Below are 15,415 nucleotides of genomic sequence, written 5' to 3'. Positions count from 1 at the left end.
GAATTTGTTGAACAGATCAACATTTAGATATTGTTTAACAAATTTCTTTTTATTGTTTTATATGAAATTCTATAGGAATATCCAAATTAATTAGTAAACCTTGGATATCATCGGGTGGAGGAGGAAGTTTTTTAACTCGGTGGGATAAAATAAGGACTTCTCGATCCAGGATCAAATATCCGGAACTTTTTGCAAGACTGCTTGTTAGGATGATTCCCTGGCGATTTATGGTAATGTGCAAAATGGCGGTTCCCTCTAGGTCATCAGCTTGAGCTTCGGGCGGGTAATGTTTGAAACGTTCGAATTTATTTAAAACCATTCCCTGCCAGTTAGCGGATGTTGAAGAAGTGTGTATGACTTGTGCGTTATGATCCTTTTCTGGTGGATGATCGGTATTATTATTTTTTGATGTGGATGTTGAATTTGATCCAGATTGAGAAGTATGTTGTGGAATAATATGTTGGGAAGGTTGCTTTATTTTGAGTTTAGAGAATTTTTCTATTCTTGGTATATCAGGTAGAATATTTGAGACAGAAAATTTTGGCAATAATTTTTGAATGGGTGTCAAGGGTTCTGTTTTGGCAAGTGTTGTAGGTTTATTCAATAATGGTGAAGTCGGAGTTTCTGTTCGATTGGGGGATAAGTCAAGTACAAGAGCATTGCTTTCAGTAACAACGGGTTTGTTGGGAACTGAAGAATTATTGTAAAAAAGAAAAAAAGGAAAAATAAGAATTAATAAAGAGACGATAAAGGAAACAATTATTATATAACGGTTTTCTTTAGATCTGAGATCATTTCGATTGGCTTGCCATTCTGTAAAGGAAATTTTGTCAGTAATCGTGGAGGTTTTCATGCCATTATTGTTTGTTTTGTAAATTTACCAAAGAAATTTTATGATAACCCGCGGCACGGAGTTGATCCATTACCATAATGAAAGAGCCGTAATCAATTTTGGTATCCGCATAAAGAAAGATATGTTCTTCCTTATTGCCGTTTGTTGCAGTGTTAATACTGGGATTGATATCCTTTAATAAAATAGTTTTATCATTTAAGGTTAGGGTATGATCTGTTTTCAGTGTTAGATAAACAGGGTGGTTGGGTTGTTCCATGTTTTTTGAGGAAGAGTAAGGCAAAGTGACCGGAATTTTTACTGTTGTCAAAGGTGCTGTAATCATAAAGATAATTAGGAGAACCAAAACCACGTCAATAAATGGTGTGACATTGATATCGCACATTTCTTTTGAATCGTTATCAGCATGACGCATACGGATCATGATATTTTTTCTCCCATCATTTTTGGTTGAAAGGGTATGATCTGTGTATTCTTATCTTTTATTTGCAACTTGCTTATGTCACGAGAAACCAGACGCATGAAAATGGTACTTAAGTCTGCAATTTTTGATCTGCAATTAGCGTTTGAACGAAGAATCATATTATAGAATATTACGGCAGGAATAGCGGTAACCAGACCAACAGCCGTGGCAAGTAAGGCTTCTGCAATTCCCGGGGCAACAGCTGTTAGACTTGTTGTTTGGGTGGAAACGATCCCTGTGAACGATGTCATGATTCCCCATACTGTTCCAAATAAACCTATAAACGGTGAAATCGCACCAATGGTTGCCAAAAAACCGGTTCCTTTATTTAAATAATGACCTTCATTGCTTTCAATTCTTTCTAATAACAATACAATCCTTTCCTTCAGCCCTTCCGAATCATGTGTCAAAACATTGGAACACTGATATTCATCCGTGATAGCCAATAACATTGTCCTACCAATTCCTTTTTTGGAAAGATCAATGTCAGGCATCAATTCTTTGGCATTTTGTAAACGGAACTTATCAATCAAAAGGTTATGGTTGAGGCGGAAAATCTCTATATATTTCGCTATAAAAATTGTCCAGCTGATTAAACAGGCAAGTAAAAGCATGATCATGACAAACTGCACAACAGGATTTGCATTTTCAAATAGTTGCCAGGGTGAAAAAGATAAAGTGGTCATTAGTTATCTCCATATAGATGATGAGAGATAAAATATGATCCTATAAATGTATCTGACATGATGTTAATCCAATAAGATCCTGTATATTTAATAAATTTTTTAACAGGCAATTCAACTTAATGAATTTTATCTTATATTAAGTGATATTAATTATCAATATTAAGTGATATTAATTATCATTATCAAATTATGGAGCTGGTATTAAACTGGATGAGAAAGCCTAAGATTAAATATTTTTCTGTATCGTAAAAAATAGAAAATTTTTATGTAAAGATGGTAATAAGGATATTTGTATTTAAAACCGGGTTATGTAATAAATAACCCGTTTTATGTAATTAAAGTTATGTCGTTACAAATTTAGCATAGGCAAGGATTTGGCTAAATGCGGTGGTGGCACTTTTAATGGTGGTATGAATATCCAATTTTGCCTGGTTAATTGAATTTTGAAATATTTTCCAGGATGCGCCTCTTCCATCTTGATCTGGTGCCATATGTCGTGCCCCATAATTTTCAGATAAACCAATTTTTTCCACGCGTTTTAAAAGCGTATTTGCCCCAAGTTTAGATCCTTCGACAACATAAAGAAAACCTACCGCCTCAGAAGCATTCGTTGTGTTTGGTGAAGTAAAGGTAGTGGAAGGGATATCAATTTTTAAATCTTTCAAATCCTCTTTCACTTTTTCAAAGCGGTTGCGATTGATGAGATCGGGGATAATGGCTGTTAATGTTTGGTCATGATAATAACTGTTGGCATCACGATGAATATAATATTGAAGTGAGAGAAATTTCTTGTAGAGTTCAATGTTGTTGAATAATCCAAGGTTGGTAAGATAATGATCCAATTTTTCGTGAGTTTCCCGTGTTTGTTGACGTAAAGCTTCTGTTAAAGTAAGGGTTCCTGAGTCTGTCATGGTTGTGTTTCCATTATTGCATGAAAATTAATCAGTTAAGTTGGCTAAATTTATTTAACACCATAATTTTTAGACATATACCAATTAATAGTAATTATCAATATCAATTGATATTAAGAATCATTATTAATTCATTGACATTAAAATTCAGTTGTGTCATCAAAAAGTTAATAATAATCATTCACAATAACGATTGATGAATTCCATGCAGACTATTCAAAAAAAACATTTTTTTTTTCCATTTTCATATAAATTTCCATGGTTTGTAATGTCCGGTTTTTTAGGTTTGACCAATATATCAGCCTGGGGGCAATCTTCTAATCCCATTAATCAGGATTTATTGCCGGACCTCAAAACGCAACAGAGAGATGAACAAAAAAGATCGGATAAATTTAACCAGAAAAACAATATTAAAGGGACTTCGCTAAAGCTTTCTCCGATCCAAGTCAAGGGAAAATCAGACCCGATATTGTCTTATACAAAAATTGATCCCGATAAAGATTATAGCTCCCAAGGAAAATCAAGAGTTTTAACGACAACAACAACCTTTAAAACTTTCAGGGATAAACAGATTGATAGTTTGGAGGATTATTCGCGTCGTGTGGATGCGGCAATTAACTATAATTCAAATAATTATAGTATTAATATGCGGGGTCTTGATCAAAGTCGTTTATTAACAACGATTGATGGTATTCGTATGATGTGGGCAAATGATGGTGCATTTGCAAGTGCATTTACGACTCAACAGGGTGGTTTATCAACCTTTGATTTTAATTCTTTGGGTGGAATGGATGTTATTAAAAGTGCAGATTCCAGCTTTTTTGGAACAGGTTCTTTGGGTGGAGTGGTTGCCTTACGAACTTTTAATCCAGAGGATATTCTAAAATCAGGACAAAAATTTGGCGGGATTACAAAAACTACCTATGATGGCGTCAGTGCAAGCGCTTTGTTAAACCAGATTTTTGCCACACGTTACAAAAATACACTATTTTTACTGGAAGGAGGCTATTCCAATGGTAGTGAAACCGGAAATATGGGACATACTGGGGGGTATGGAAATACACGTACAAAACGTAATCCTGCCTCTTACGATCAGGGAAGTTTTGTAGGAAAGGTCATTCATTATTTTTCAGGCGGTCATCGGCTAGGAATTACAGGAGAATGGGTCGATCGCAATGTTGATGAACATACATTGACTTCCCAACGGGTAAAAGAGGAATTTTATCGTACACAAAGTGAAAATCAACGCTCCCGTTTTTCTGTCCATTATGATTACAAGGCAAAGGACCCAGCCAAGGATTTATTTGGCGAAGGGCAGTTTATTGCCTATTGGCAGGATAATAATGTTATAACGAATATCTCAGATCGTTATGATTTAATGCCGAAGCGTGATTCGTGGCAGAAACTGGACATGGATGTTCAATCTTATGGAGTGGTTGGACATGCAACAATGAACGTGTTTACAGGCTCGATACATCATGCAATTACATATGGGGGTGAAGCTTATCTAACAGATACAAGTCAGTATCAATCAGGATGGAACGCTACCAAGAATCCATTCCTGCATAATAATTTTTCGGATATGCCAAATGTGCACGGGACTGATTTGGGGGCCATTTTACAAGATCGTATTGGCATTGGAAAAAATGAGTGGCTGCATATCATATCAGGTGTAAGGTTTGATTATTTTAAACGGGATCCGCATAACACTTCGAAATATCAAAACAATCCAATTTACAATGGATTACCCAAAGGGGCCAGTGGCTCTCGTTACTCTCCAAAGATTTTGGTCGAAGCCCGGATTATTCATCAATTGGTTGCTTATGCACAATATTCACAATCCTATCGTGCACCCAGTGCAAATGAAGAGTATTTAAGTTATGGAACGCCTCCCATGTATCAGGTCATTGGTAATCCCGATTTAAAGGCTGAAACAGGTCGTGGTTGGGAAGTTGGACTTAAATATGGCAATTCAAAACGAGGCTTCAATATTGCCTTTTATGATAATTACTATCGCAATTATATTGATATGATCGGTATCAATCCTTGCACCGGAACACAAATGTGTTTTGGCTATGATAACCTGTCTCGTGTTCGTATTTATGGAACAGAGGCCAGTATGAACTGGGAATTCGATCCCAACTGGCATACGTGGGCCTCTTTTGCATATGCCCATGGACGTAATACAGATATAAATTATGCTTTAAGTTCAATAGCGCCTTTCCGGGGAATCATTGGGTTTGGATATAAAACAGATAATTGGGGAACGGATTTATCAAGCACTTTTGCAATAGCCAGGGACAATGCCAAATTTTTGAATAATACGGGTGTTCTTTCCAAACAGTGGAATACGCCAGGTTATGTTGTTTTTGATTTGACCGGATGGTACAGACCTTCTTTTTATCGTCCCTTGCGGTTTCAATTTGGTATGTATAATATGTTTGACAAAAAATATTATAATGCATCTTCTTTGCCGGTTGGACAATCCTCTCGTAGTCTACAGAAGGCATATTTCTCTCAACCGGGACGTTATTTCAAGGTGACTGCACGTATAGATTTCTGATTTGATTTTTTTAAAATTTTGAATTTTTGCATAGTATTCAGGTCTTTATATTTTTGTAAGAGCCTGATTTATTATGCATAAAAGAAAATTAAATAAAATTTTTGAAAATGAATTGACGAATTACACGGAATTATAGTAAAGACATTTCATCACACAATGGCGGATGTAGCTCAGTTGGTAGAGCGCCGGTTTGTGGTACCGGTTGTCGCGGGTTCGATCCCCGTCATTCGCCCCATCCGACAATTTATTGTGACAATAAAATTTTTTCGTAAAACATGGTTTGAATTTGGCATTTAATACCTTTTATTTGCAGGCAATTAAATCAATTAGGACTGGTTGTGCCAATTATTACAATACTTTGATTAATATTCACTGTAATAAGAAGATTAAGATACAGAAAAATCTAGCGGAAATAATTTTTCATTATTGTATTGCTTGTCTAATCAATGCTGGATCATTGTACTATTGTAGTAAGTAATAAGAATTTATTTGATTTTTTGTCAAAGAGAAGAGAAAATAATGTGGTATTATAATACCACATATTTAAAGTCGTTGAAAAACAAATAAAAATTAGTAAATATTAAAAAAAAACTTGACGAAAATCATACTTGAGTTAATAAACAAAAGTCAAATTACAGTTTTGCTTAATTAACGGAATCTAGAGTTAATGAAAACAACCATTTCGCTTAAACCAGCGGAAGTAACCAAGAATTGGGTTCTGATCGATGCGAAAGACATCGTTTTGGGACGTTTGGCTGCTATCGTTGCTAATCGCCTTCGTGGCAAGCATAAACCACAATATACACCCCATGTCGATTGTGGTGACAATATTATTGTTATCAATGCTGATAAAGTCGCCTTAACAGGCAAAAAAGTAGAACAGAAGATGTTCTATTATCATACAGGTTATCCCGGTGGGATCAAAGAACGTACGATCAGACAACGTTTGACGGGTAAAAATCCGGAACATCTTGTCATTAAGGCAGTTGAACGTATGATTAGCCGTGGTCCATTGCAGCGTAAACAGATGAAACATTTATATGTTTACGCCAGTGATGCTCATCCACATGAAGCACAGCAACCGGTTAAGCTTGATATAGCTGCGTTGAACCGAAAAAATAGTGTTAATAAAACTACAAAAGTTGGAGCCTGAGGAATATGTCAGAGACTCAAGAACGCACAGGCAGCTTGGCTGATCTGAAAGAGGCAGTTGTTGATACTGTTTTGGCACAACAGGAAGTTATCGTTCGTGAACCAAAGCGTGACCAGTTTGGTCGTGCCTACGCAACCGGTCGTCGTAAGGATGCCATTGCACGTGTATGGGTAAAACCCGGTAAGGGCGAGATTATTGTTAACGGACGTCCGGTAACAAGTTATTTCGCTCGTCCAGTTTTGCAGATGTTGTTGAATCAACCTTTTCAGGTAACCAATCGTGAAGGTGAATTTGATGTTTACTGCACTGTAACAGGGGGAGGTTTGTCAGGACAGGCTGGCGCGGTTCGTCATGGATTAAGTCGTGCTTTATGCAACTATGAACCTGAATTACGTGCCGCATTAAAAGCGGCAGGCTTCTTGACACGTGATGCGCGTGTTGTTGAACGTAAGAAGTATGGTAAGGCAAAAGCCCGCCGTTCCTTCCAGTTCAGTAAACGTTAAGCCTTACAGCTTTATGAAATCAGAGGCGAGGAAAGGCATTATGCTTTTCTTCGCCTTTTTTATTTAAGCATATGTTTAATTATTAAAAACCGATTTATTTGGAATGACAGTCATGACAGAAATGCCTAAAATTTTTATTGATGGGGAATATGGAACTACGGGGTTGGGTATACGACAACGTTTGGCGGATTTTCCAGTTGAATTATGTTCTGTCCCTATTGAGCATCGTCATGATATTGATAAACGTCTTCAAATGATGGCGGCAGTTGATTTGGTGGTTTTATGTCTTCCGGATGAGGCTTCACGTGAGGCTGTTGCTCTTGTTGAGATGATGGAAAGTAAAAGACCGCGTATTTTGGATGCCAGTACAGCATTTCGAACAGATCCGGAATGGGTTTATGGATTTGCTGAATTGGATCCGGGGCAAGAACGAAAAATTGCAAAAGCCGATAAGGTTGCCAATCCTGGATGTTATTCCAGTGGAGTAATTGCTTTGCTTCATCCTTTGGTAAAGGAGGGTATAATTCCCGTGGACTATCCATTAACCATTAATGCTGTAAGTGGATATAGTGGAGGAGGGAAAAAGCTGATTGCATTTTATGAACAGGAAAAGAACGCACCTCCTTTCGAATTATATGCTTTAGATTTGAATCATAAGCATTTACCGGAAATTTGTCATTATTGCGATCTGGTGCAGGAACCTGTATTTGTTCCATCCGTAGGAAATTTTGCACAGGGAATGATTGTTTCGATACCTTTGCATGTTAATTTGTTAAATGGTACGGTCAAACAGCTTAAAACATGTTTGAGGGAACATTATTTTCAACGAAAAAATATTGTTTTTGTTGAGGATGGTTTGACGCGTCTTCCCGCAAACCAGCTGGCCTTTACCGATCGTATGGAGCTGAGGGTTCATTCGAATAATAGAAATGATCAGGTAATATTGACTGCAAGTTTGGATAATCTTGGAAAAGGAGCATCAGGGGCGGCCATCCAGAATATCAGATTGATGTTCGGTATATGAGGTATTTATCAATCAATATCATTGGAACAATAACCATTTGTATATAAAATTTTAATTGAAATGTTGATAAATGCAGATAATGATAATTTTTCGATGAAATCGAGGATAAGAATTATTCTAGAAAGATGTCTGGCAAATTTTATAGTAAGATCAGGTTATGAAATACAGTATTGAAACGTATTAGATAACCTGATTCTGTAATAATCTGAAACATGCTGTTCAGTTTCTCAGCTGATTTTTATGATCCAACTGGTTTTGTGAGATATACGGTCCAGCGGCGATGACCTTTACGGTAAGGATCTTCCGGCCCTTTTGCAGAACATGCTGGTCCAGGGGCAGGAGAGCATAGCCGTCCGTCCAGCGGCAGGGTATGTTTTCCTGATTATGCCACCCTTCAATTTTCCTGGTTTCCAGGTGGGCTTTGACATAGTGGTTCTCCCTGTTGTCAAACAGGGTGATGGTTTCGATCAGGACGCCGAGATTGCGCCTGTCATCAACGAAGGGACCGATGGCATCGCACGGGCGACTGCTATTTGAAACGATATGGACATGATGAACGGGACTGGGGAGAACAAAGACATAATTTCCATTTCCCGTTACCGGCCATTGTGGATGGATAACCTCGCCTCTGTCAGTAATGATATGAAGATTTGTGGAGTGGGTGATTGTTTCTGGCGCAACCATGTTCTTCATGCCCAGATGCAATGCCCTCTGTTTCAAATGGGCATGGACAGGTTCAACGGCCTCACGACTTGTTTCCAGAGGGGCTGCGGCATCCTGTGCCCAGTCTTTTGTCTCCTGTCTTAACTGAACCACCTTTTCAGGATTGTGGAAATTTTTATGGTTGTCCGTATTGAGGTAGCTTTCGGACAATACGCCATCCGCCTTGATAACGCCATGTTTCTCCAGCTCGAGATGATAATAGGTATATTCGGTTTTTGAATAATCGTAACGGATGGAGTGATGATTGACCAGCATGCGGGCGGGGATGAACTTTTCATCAATATAGAGACAATGTTCCGGCGTGATGCGCATATCCTTGTATGGGATGTTGTCAGCCAGGGCGTCTTTGACGATATGGATTGCATAACCCGCCACATCATCGGGCCTGTTCCTGCGGACACTGTGGTGACCCGACCCGGCCCAGGTCACGGGTTTGAGAACCCTCGTGGAGCCTTCATATGCGTAAACCATGTCTCCGGCACGGATCTCTTCTATGGCCTTCAATCCGTCTCTTGTCTCTATCATCGTCCCACAAAGGTAACAGGGTTCTTCCTGAGCATTATCCCTGTAATCCAAAATATATTTGCTATTACTTGATATCGTCGGATTAATTAGTTTTCCGTTACCCGCGACATGGATTTGGGTTGTACCACTGGCTACGGTAAATTGTGTATTGTTTGGAGGGTTATAGCTTTTGTCATTATAAACAACATTATTATTGCCATCAATATATCGACATTCATTATTTGCGATATTTACGAGACCTGTTACGGTTCCAGAACTCTCAAAGAATTTGTCGTCCTGTGAAGTGCCCTCCATTCGATGGTCGCCCAGATTGTCCCATTCGGAATACCAGAATTCCGGTGAATAATAAGTATTGTTTATTGACTTTCCACCTTGTTCAATCCCTACATAACCATCATAAAATTTTGAATTTTTTATGGTGCCGCCATTTTGGACAAGGAGTCTCGGGATATTGTTTCCCAAAATTTGCGCGCCGTCAAGAACTGCACCTTTGGTGACAATAACCTTGTATACATTGTAAAAATTAATTTTTTTATTACCACGGTAGATTTCATGTCCGGCACTATCCCGATAGACATTTACTGTTTGGGGTACACCTGATGAATCCAAAACAGGTTTTCCATTTTGGTCCAGAACGTTTTCTGTGTATACATAGACACAATTGTTACTGCTACCGTTATTTGGGCCAATAATGTTCAGGCTGTCATTTTGAATAACGGTACTGGCGAGGTATTTATCAAGTTCTGGACCAGTAGGCACCCCCTTTGTTTCAAATTGTGCTGTATTTACCACATTTATAGTCATGGTATTACTTGAGTTGTTCAATGGAACATTCGGTATATGGGGATTTCTGACAATACTTCTGTCATTTACGTTTACATCAGCAGATCCATTATCACTGGATAGAAAGGTGTTGTCATGTTTGGTATCAAGATAGCTTCTATTTGTATAACTGATTCCCTTTAAATCATAATATCCTGTTTTAGAGGAAAAATTGACGAAAGAATCCCCATCGGATACGGTAGTTCCACTTATGTTGACGGGGCAGGAAATAAAAGTGTTGTTGTTGGAATGACTATTGCCAGTAAAAATTACGTTTTGATTGAAAATATTGGAATCTTGCAGTGTTCCACCATTATTGTATAATGTTCTTGAATTGTCACTGGCAAGGAAATTCAATCCAGAGACAACAGCCCCATTTTCAATGTAAAAATCGGAATTTATGATATTAACAGGACCTGAATAGGCTTTATTGGGATCATTGGTTAGGTGATCCTTGTCGTGTAAACTGAAATAGGGGCCATTTGTGCCGGTTCCCCGTTGATAGACCGTTTTACCATTGTCAAGTTTAACGGCATGCCATGGAATGGTTCCATCCAGGATCGGGTTATTGTTACGGACGGTATAATTTGCAAAATCGACATTGTTATCGAATTTCAATGGATTTTTACTGGTATCAGCAGATAGGTCAGGATCCACACCCGGATAATTATAGTTTGGCGAACTGTTTGGATCATTATTTTCCCCCCCGCCAAAATAATCCAGATAATAACTATTGTAGCTTGATATACTTGGATCAATGAATTGCCCTCCATAACCGATATGCAGTTGCATAAATCCATTGACAACCGAAAAGCGTTGGCTTTGGGATGGATTTTTAGTGGGATCGTTTACGGTAAAACCATTTTGATCGAAATAGACATTGGCATTATCACTAATGTCTAAAAGATTCTGGTAAGAGTGTGCAGATTCATAGAATTTATCATTTTTGGAGATCCCTTCCATGCGGCTGGTGACATTATTTCTGCTGTACCAGAATTCGGGTGAGTAATAGGTGTTATTGAGTGATTGACCCCCATTCTGAATCCCGATGTAGCTATCGAAAATGTTGGAATTTTGAAGAATGCCTCCGTTTTCAACCAGGATACTGGGAATTGCTCCGCCAAAAATTTGCGCATGATCCAGTACCGCGCCTTTTCTGACAATTATTCTTGAGACATTATAGATATTGACAGGACCGTTTCCCCGATAGAGTACATTATTTTTTGAATCCCGGTATGTTGTTGCTGTTTGTGTCACTCCATTGGCGTCTGTAAATGTCTCGTTGGTGACATATACAACGTTATAATCACTGAAACTTCCGTCACCGATAATGGATTTATAATTATTTTTGATTATTATGTTGTTCAAATATTCATCAATGTTGTTTGCGGAATAAAAATCCTGTTTTCCGAATCTTGCTCCTTGATCAACATTGATCTGCGTACTTCTCGTGTCGGCTGGAACCTGCGTATCGGCGGTGACAGTGGGATTGGTGACTATGGTAGAGTCTTTTATATTGATTGTTGTTGTTCCACCCTTACTAAAGAAAAAATTTCCTGATGAGGGGGTCTGTTGGGAGGCTATACCCGTTAAAGTCCAGCTACCCACTGATAGGATATAGGCATTGGTAAATGAATCGTTGTCTGACCGAGTGTTGCCGGCCATTGTGGTGGGGCAGCTATAGTAATTGTTATTACTGGAAAAACCATTGTTGATGTTGACATTTTGATTGAAAATATTGGAATCTTGCAATTTACCATTTTGATCAACGGTAAGCGTATATTGATTCCCGTCAGTGGAAAAGTAATTGAGTCCTGATACTACTGCGCCATTCTCGATATGCAAATTGCTGTTGATAATGTTTACAGGGCCAGAATAGGCATAGTTTGGATCAGTGGTTGTGTGATCAGCCGTATACAGGCTAAAGTATGAATTTGTACCGCCCTGATTATATCCGCCCTTACTATATATAGTTTTTCCATTATAGTTAACGGCGTACCAATCACCGGTATTCAGGATGGGATTGTTATTGTGTATGGAATATCCTATCGAATCAAAAGTGCTTATTTGATCTTCGGTGACGTTATTTTTATTTGCCAAATTAACAGGATAATAAATATAGTTTACAAAATGATTTGTTTTAAATTCATTTTCATCTGTTAAATCTTTGCGTTTGTCGTCTTTTACATGTTTAACCATAAGTAATCTCTTATTTTTACTTTATTTTTTCGTTCCTGAAATATTATTATTAGTATAATACAACATAATATACAAACATGTTATTTATTAATAAGTAATTTTTACATATAAAAAATGATATTTAAAGTAATAACCATTAAATTTATTTAATATCATTTAATGAACTATTGATTTTTATAATTTTTTAAATTTTGCTAAAGCAGTGAATATTTTTGGTTACTTTAAAAGTTTTGCAAGGTTTGTTTTTTATTGGAATTAATTTTTTTATTAAAAAAACTCTAAAAAAATTTAAATGAATATAAGTTAAATAAATGATATATAAGTAACCAGTTTCATAATTTTTTGTATAAAATTTAATTATAATGTGAATATTATGTATTTTAAATGAAAAAATCTTTGAAAAACACTTGCAATTTTTTTAATTTTTTTTAAAAACAAGATTGTCTTTTGGTGGTGTTATCTGCTAAGAGAAAATAAGCAAGCGAGAGTGACGGAACGGTAGACGTAGTCGACTCAAAATCGACCGCCGCAAGGCGTGGGGGTTCAAATCCCCCCTTTCGCACCAATTCACGTTATCTGTTAACGTGCAATGAATGGTTATTAACGCTTATGTCAAGATTGTCCATATCTCCCAAACCCCAAAAAAAACCTGAAAATCCATGTTTTTCATCTGGTCCTTGCGCAAAACGTCCCGGATGGAATATCAATGTTTTGCAAAATGCTCTGGTAGGGCGGTCACATCGTTCCATGGAAGGACGGGCCAGATTACATGATGTCATTCACCGCTCTGCTGAAATACTTGATGTTCCTGAAGGATGGAAATTGGGTATTGTACCCGCTTCAGATACCGGGGCTGTTGAAATGGTTTTGTGGGCTTTGCTAGGGTCTCGTCCTGTTGATGTGCTTTCTTATGACAGTTTTTCTGCGGAATGGGTTACCGATGTTGTTGAACAGTTAAAACTGTCCAATATTAATATTATTTATGCAGAGTATGGTGAATTGCCAAATCTGGATGAAATTCAGTGGGGTAATGATGTTGTAATGGTGTGGAATGGAACGACTTCGGGTGTTAAAATTCCCAATGGAGATTTCATTCCTGACCATCATGATGGATTGGTTATTTGTGATGCGACCTCGGCTGTTTTTTCGATGGATCTACCATGGTCGAAACTTGATGTGGTAACATGGTCCTGGCAAAAGGTTTTGGGTGGGGAAGCCGCGCATGGAATGCTTGCTCTATCACCACGTGCAGTGAAACGTCTTGAGGAAACGGAACAGTTAAGACCCTTGCCTAAAATCTTCCGTGTATTGAAACAGGGAAAATTGAACGAAAAAATTTTTGAGGGAGATACGATCAATACCCCGTCAATGCTTTGCGTTGAAGACGCGCTGGATGGTTTGAGATGGGCTCAATCTGTCGGGGGATTGGCAGGATTGAAACGTCTTAGTGAAAATAATCTGAGGATTGTCAGCCAATGGGTTGCTAAAACGGCATGGATTGAATTTCTTGCAAAAGATGAGAAGTATCGCTCACATACCTCTATTTGTTTAAAAATTGTGGACCCTTGGTTTGTCGCGTTGGATAATAAAAGTCAGAAAACGGTTTTATCGAAACTGACTGGTCTTTTGGCTGAGGAACAGGTCGCTTATGATATTGCCAGTTATCGTGATGCTCCTCTGGGATTGAGGTTATGGGGTGGGGCAACGGTGACTGCTGCATCTATGGAGGCCCTGTTACCTTGGCTTGATTGGGCGTTTGCGATGGTAAAGGCGGATGGCTGAATCATACGGGAAGATGATTAAAGGTAAAAAGCAACTATACATATGATTGATGATCTGGAAATAAGTAACGCATTGCTCCCCGTTGGTTTTTGCGATGTCTTGCCCTCTGATGCTGAGACAGAAGCGCATGGTTTGCAAAAAATGATGAATATTTTTGCTAATTACGGTTATGATCGGGTCAATCCACCTTTATTGGAATTCGAACAGAGTCTTCTTGCGCATGCGGGCAAAGGAATTGCAGAGCAAACTTTTCGGATAATGGATCCAGAAACACGTTATATGATGGGCTTGCGCGCAGACATTACACCTCAGATTGCCAGAATTGCTGCGACACGATTGATCAATTCACCACGTCCTTTGCGGTTGTCGTATGCTGGTCTCTGTATTTGGGTTAAAGGGGCAAGACATTCAGCAGCCCGTCAAATTTTACAGACTGGCATTGAATTAATTGGCATCGATAATGCACAGGCTGATGCCGAGGTGATTCTTGTGACTGCACAGGCATTGCAGGCGCTTGGGATTCAGGCCTTCAGTTTTGATTTAATGATGCCGCAGCTGGTACAGGCAATTATTAGCCCGGAAAATTTTACCTCTGCACAATTGGGTGCGTTAATGCGTGCATTGGATCGTAAAGATGTTGCTGCCGTAAAATATTATGGTGGGGATTATTCGGATATTTTGACAGCTATGTTGCAGGCGGCAGGACCTGCGGATCAGGCTATTGGCGCATTGCGAAAATTAGATTTCCCAGCAGAGGCCCAACGGTTGTTTGAACGGTTGTTGGCTTCTGTAAAAGCGGTACGAAATCAAGATCCGGATATTGAATTAACTATTGATCCTGTTGAATTTAGAGGCTGGGATTATCATACAGGATTATGTATTTCCGTTTATGCTGATGGTATTAGTGGTGAAGTTGGTCGGGGTGGAAGATATCTTTCCAATAATCAGGAACCTGCTTGTGGTTTAACCCTTCGTCCAGATATTTTGTTGCAAAGAGCGGAAAGACCTTTGAGCAAATCAAGAGTTTTTGTTCCCTATGGTTGTCATAGAATTGAGGAGTTGAGCAAACTGCATGAAGAGGGATATGTTACATTAATGAGTTGTGCGGTTGAAGGCGATCCTGAAGAAGAGGCTCATCATTTAAATTGTCAATATATATACAAAAAAGGAAAGTTGTTTCCTTTGTAATTGGTGTAAGCGCTTTAATCATT

Annotated in this window: 11 protein-coding genes and 2 tRNA genes; 8 read left to right on the top strand and 5 right to left on the bottom strand. The window is 38.4% G+C overall.

Annotated features, from left to right (window positions below; all coding sequences use genetic code 11):
- Window positions 1–49: 49 nt before the first annotated feature.
- From H3R33_RS08205 to H3R33_RS08190, 4 genes are all read right to left on the bottom strand, one after another.
- Complete coding sequence (locus tag H3R33_RS08205) at window positions 50–853, bottom strand: energy transducer TonB (RefSeq protein WP_198185404.1); 804 nt, start codon at window positions 851–853, stop codon at window positions 50–52.
- Window positions 854–857: 4 nt separating this feature from the next.
- On the bottom strand, window positions 858–1,274 hold the full coding sequence (locus H3R33_RS08200; RefSeq protein WP_122122984.1) for a biopolymer transporter ExbD: 417 nt from the start codon (window positions 1,272–1,274) through the stop codon (window positions 858–860).
- Window positions 1,271–1,999: a tonB-system energizer ExbB gene (gene exbB / locus H3R33_RS08195; protein WP_110439375.1), complete on the bottom strand. Its 729-nt coding sequence runs from the start codon at window positions 1,997–1,999 to the stop codon at window positions 1,271–1,273. Before exbB ends, H3R33_RS08200 begins: the two co-directional genes overlap by 4 nt.
- A gap of 341 nt (window positions 2,000–2,340) precedes the next feature.
- Window positions 2,341–2,910: a biliverdin-producing heme oxygenase gene (locus H3R33_RS08190; protein ID WP_155564968.1), complete on the bottom strand. Its 570-nt coding sequence runs from the start codon at window positions 2,908–2,910 to the stop codon at window positions 2,341–2,343.
- Window positions 2,911–3,178: 268 nt separating this feature from the next.
- Between H3R33_RS08190 and H3R33_RS08185 the strand changes: the two genes are divergently transcribed.
- The 5 genes from H3R33_RS08185 to argC all read left to right on the top strand — a co-directional run bounded on the left by H3R33_RS08185 (window position 3,179) and on the right by argC (window position 8,153).
- On the top strand, window positions 3,179–5,473 hold the full coding sequence (locus H3R33_RS08185) for a TonB-dependent hemoglobin/transferrin/lactoferrin family receptor (RefSeq protein WP_198185405.1): 2,295 nt from the start codon (window positions 3,179–3,181) through the stop codon (window positions 5,471–5,473).
- A 159-nt stretch (window positions 5,474–5,632) separates the two neighbouring features.
- A tRNA-His gene (locus tag H3R33_RS08180) sits at window positions 5,633–5,708 on the top strand.
- Between the two features lie 432 nt (window positions 5,709–6,140).
- A complete protein-coding gene (rplM, locus tag H3R33_RS08175) occupies window positions 6,141–6,626 on the top strand; it encodes a 50S ribosomal protein L13 (RefSeq protein WP_110439377.1) in 486 nt (161 codons plus the stop codon).
- Window positions 6,627–6,631: 5 nt separating this feature from the next.
- Window positions 6,632–7,129 carry a 30S ribosomal protein S9 gene (gene rpsI, locus H3R33_RS08170; RefSeq protein ID WP_110439378.1) on the top strand — a complete coding sequence of 166 codons (498 nt, stop codon included), beginning with the start codon at window positions 6,632–6,634 and terminating at the stop codon, window positions 7,127–7,129.
- A 112-nt stretch (window positions 7,130–7,241) separates the two neighbouring features.
- Window positions 7,242–8,153 carry an N-acetyl-gamma-glutamyl-phosphate reductase gene (gene argC / locus H3R33_RS08165; protein ID WP_198185407.1) on the top strand — a complete coding sequence of 304 codons (912 nt, stop codon included), beginning with the start codon at window positions 7,242–7,244 and terminating at the stop codon, window positions 8,151–8,153.
- 219 nt (window positions 8,154–8,372) lie between these two features.
- Here argC and H3R33_RS08160 read toward each other — a convergent pair whose 3' ends face one another.
- Window positions 8,373–12,422: a Hint domain-containing protein gene (locus H3R33_RS08160; protein WP_198185408.1), complete on the bottom strand. Its 4,050-nt coding sequence runs from the start codon at window positions 12,420–12,422 to the stop codon at window positions 8,373–8,375.
- Between the two features lie 481 nt (window positions 12,423–12,903).
- Between H3R33_RS08160 and H3R33_RS08155 the strand changes: the two genes are divergently transcribed.
- The 3 genes from H3R33_RS08155 to H3R33_RS08145 all read left to right on the top strand — a co-directional run bounded on the left by H3R33_RS08155 (window position 12,904) and on the right by H3R33_RS08145 (window position 15,392).
- Window positions 12,904–12,987, top strand: a tRNA-Leu gene (locus H3R33_RS08155).
- A 44-nt stretch (window positions 12,988–13,031) separates the two neighbouring features.
- The gene (locus H3R33_RS08150; protein WP_198185409.1) at window positions 13,032–14,204 is read left to right on the top strand and encodes a phosphoserine transaminase; all 1,173 of its coding nucleotides are present in this window, start codon (window positions 13,032–13,034) and stop codon (window positions 14,202–14,204) included.
- A gap of 42 nt (window positions 14,205–14,246) precedes the next feature.
- Entirely contained in the window at window positions 14,247–15,392 is a 1,146-nt protein-coding gene (locus tag H3R33_RS08145; RefSeq protein WP_155580038.1) for an ATP phosphoribosyltransferase regulatory subunit, read from the top strand.
- Window positions 15,393–15,415: the final 23 nt, after the last annotated feature.

This window comes from Commensalibacter sp. B14384M2, assembly GCF_016101865.1.
GTDB classification, from domain to species: domain Bacteria; phylum Pseudomonadota; class Alphaproteobacteria; order Acetobacterales; family Acetobacteraceae; genus Commensalibacter; species Commensalibacter melissae.
This window is presented reverse-complemented; position numbering and strand designations above follow the sequence as displayed.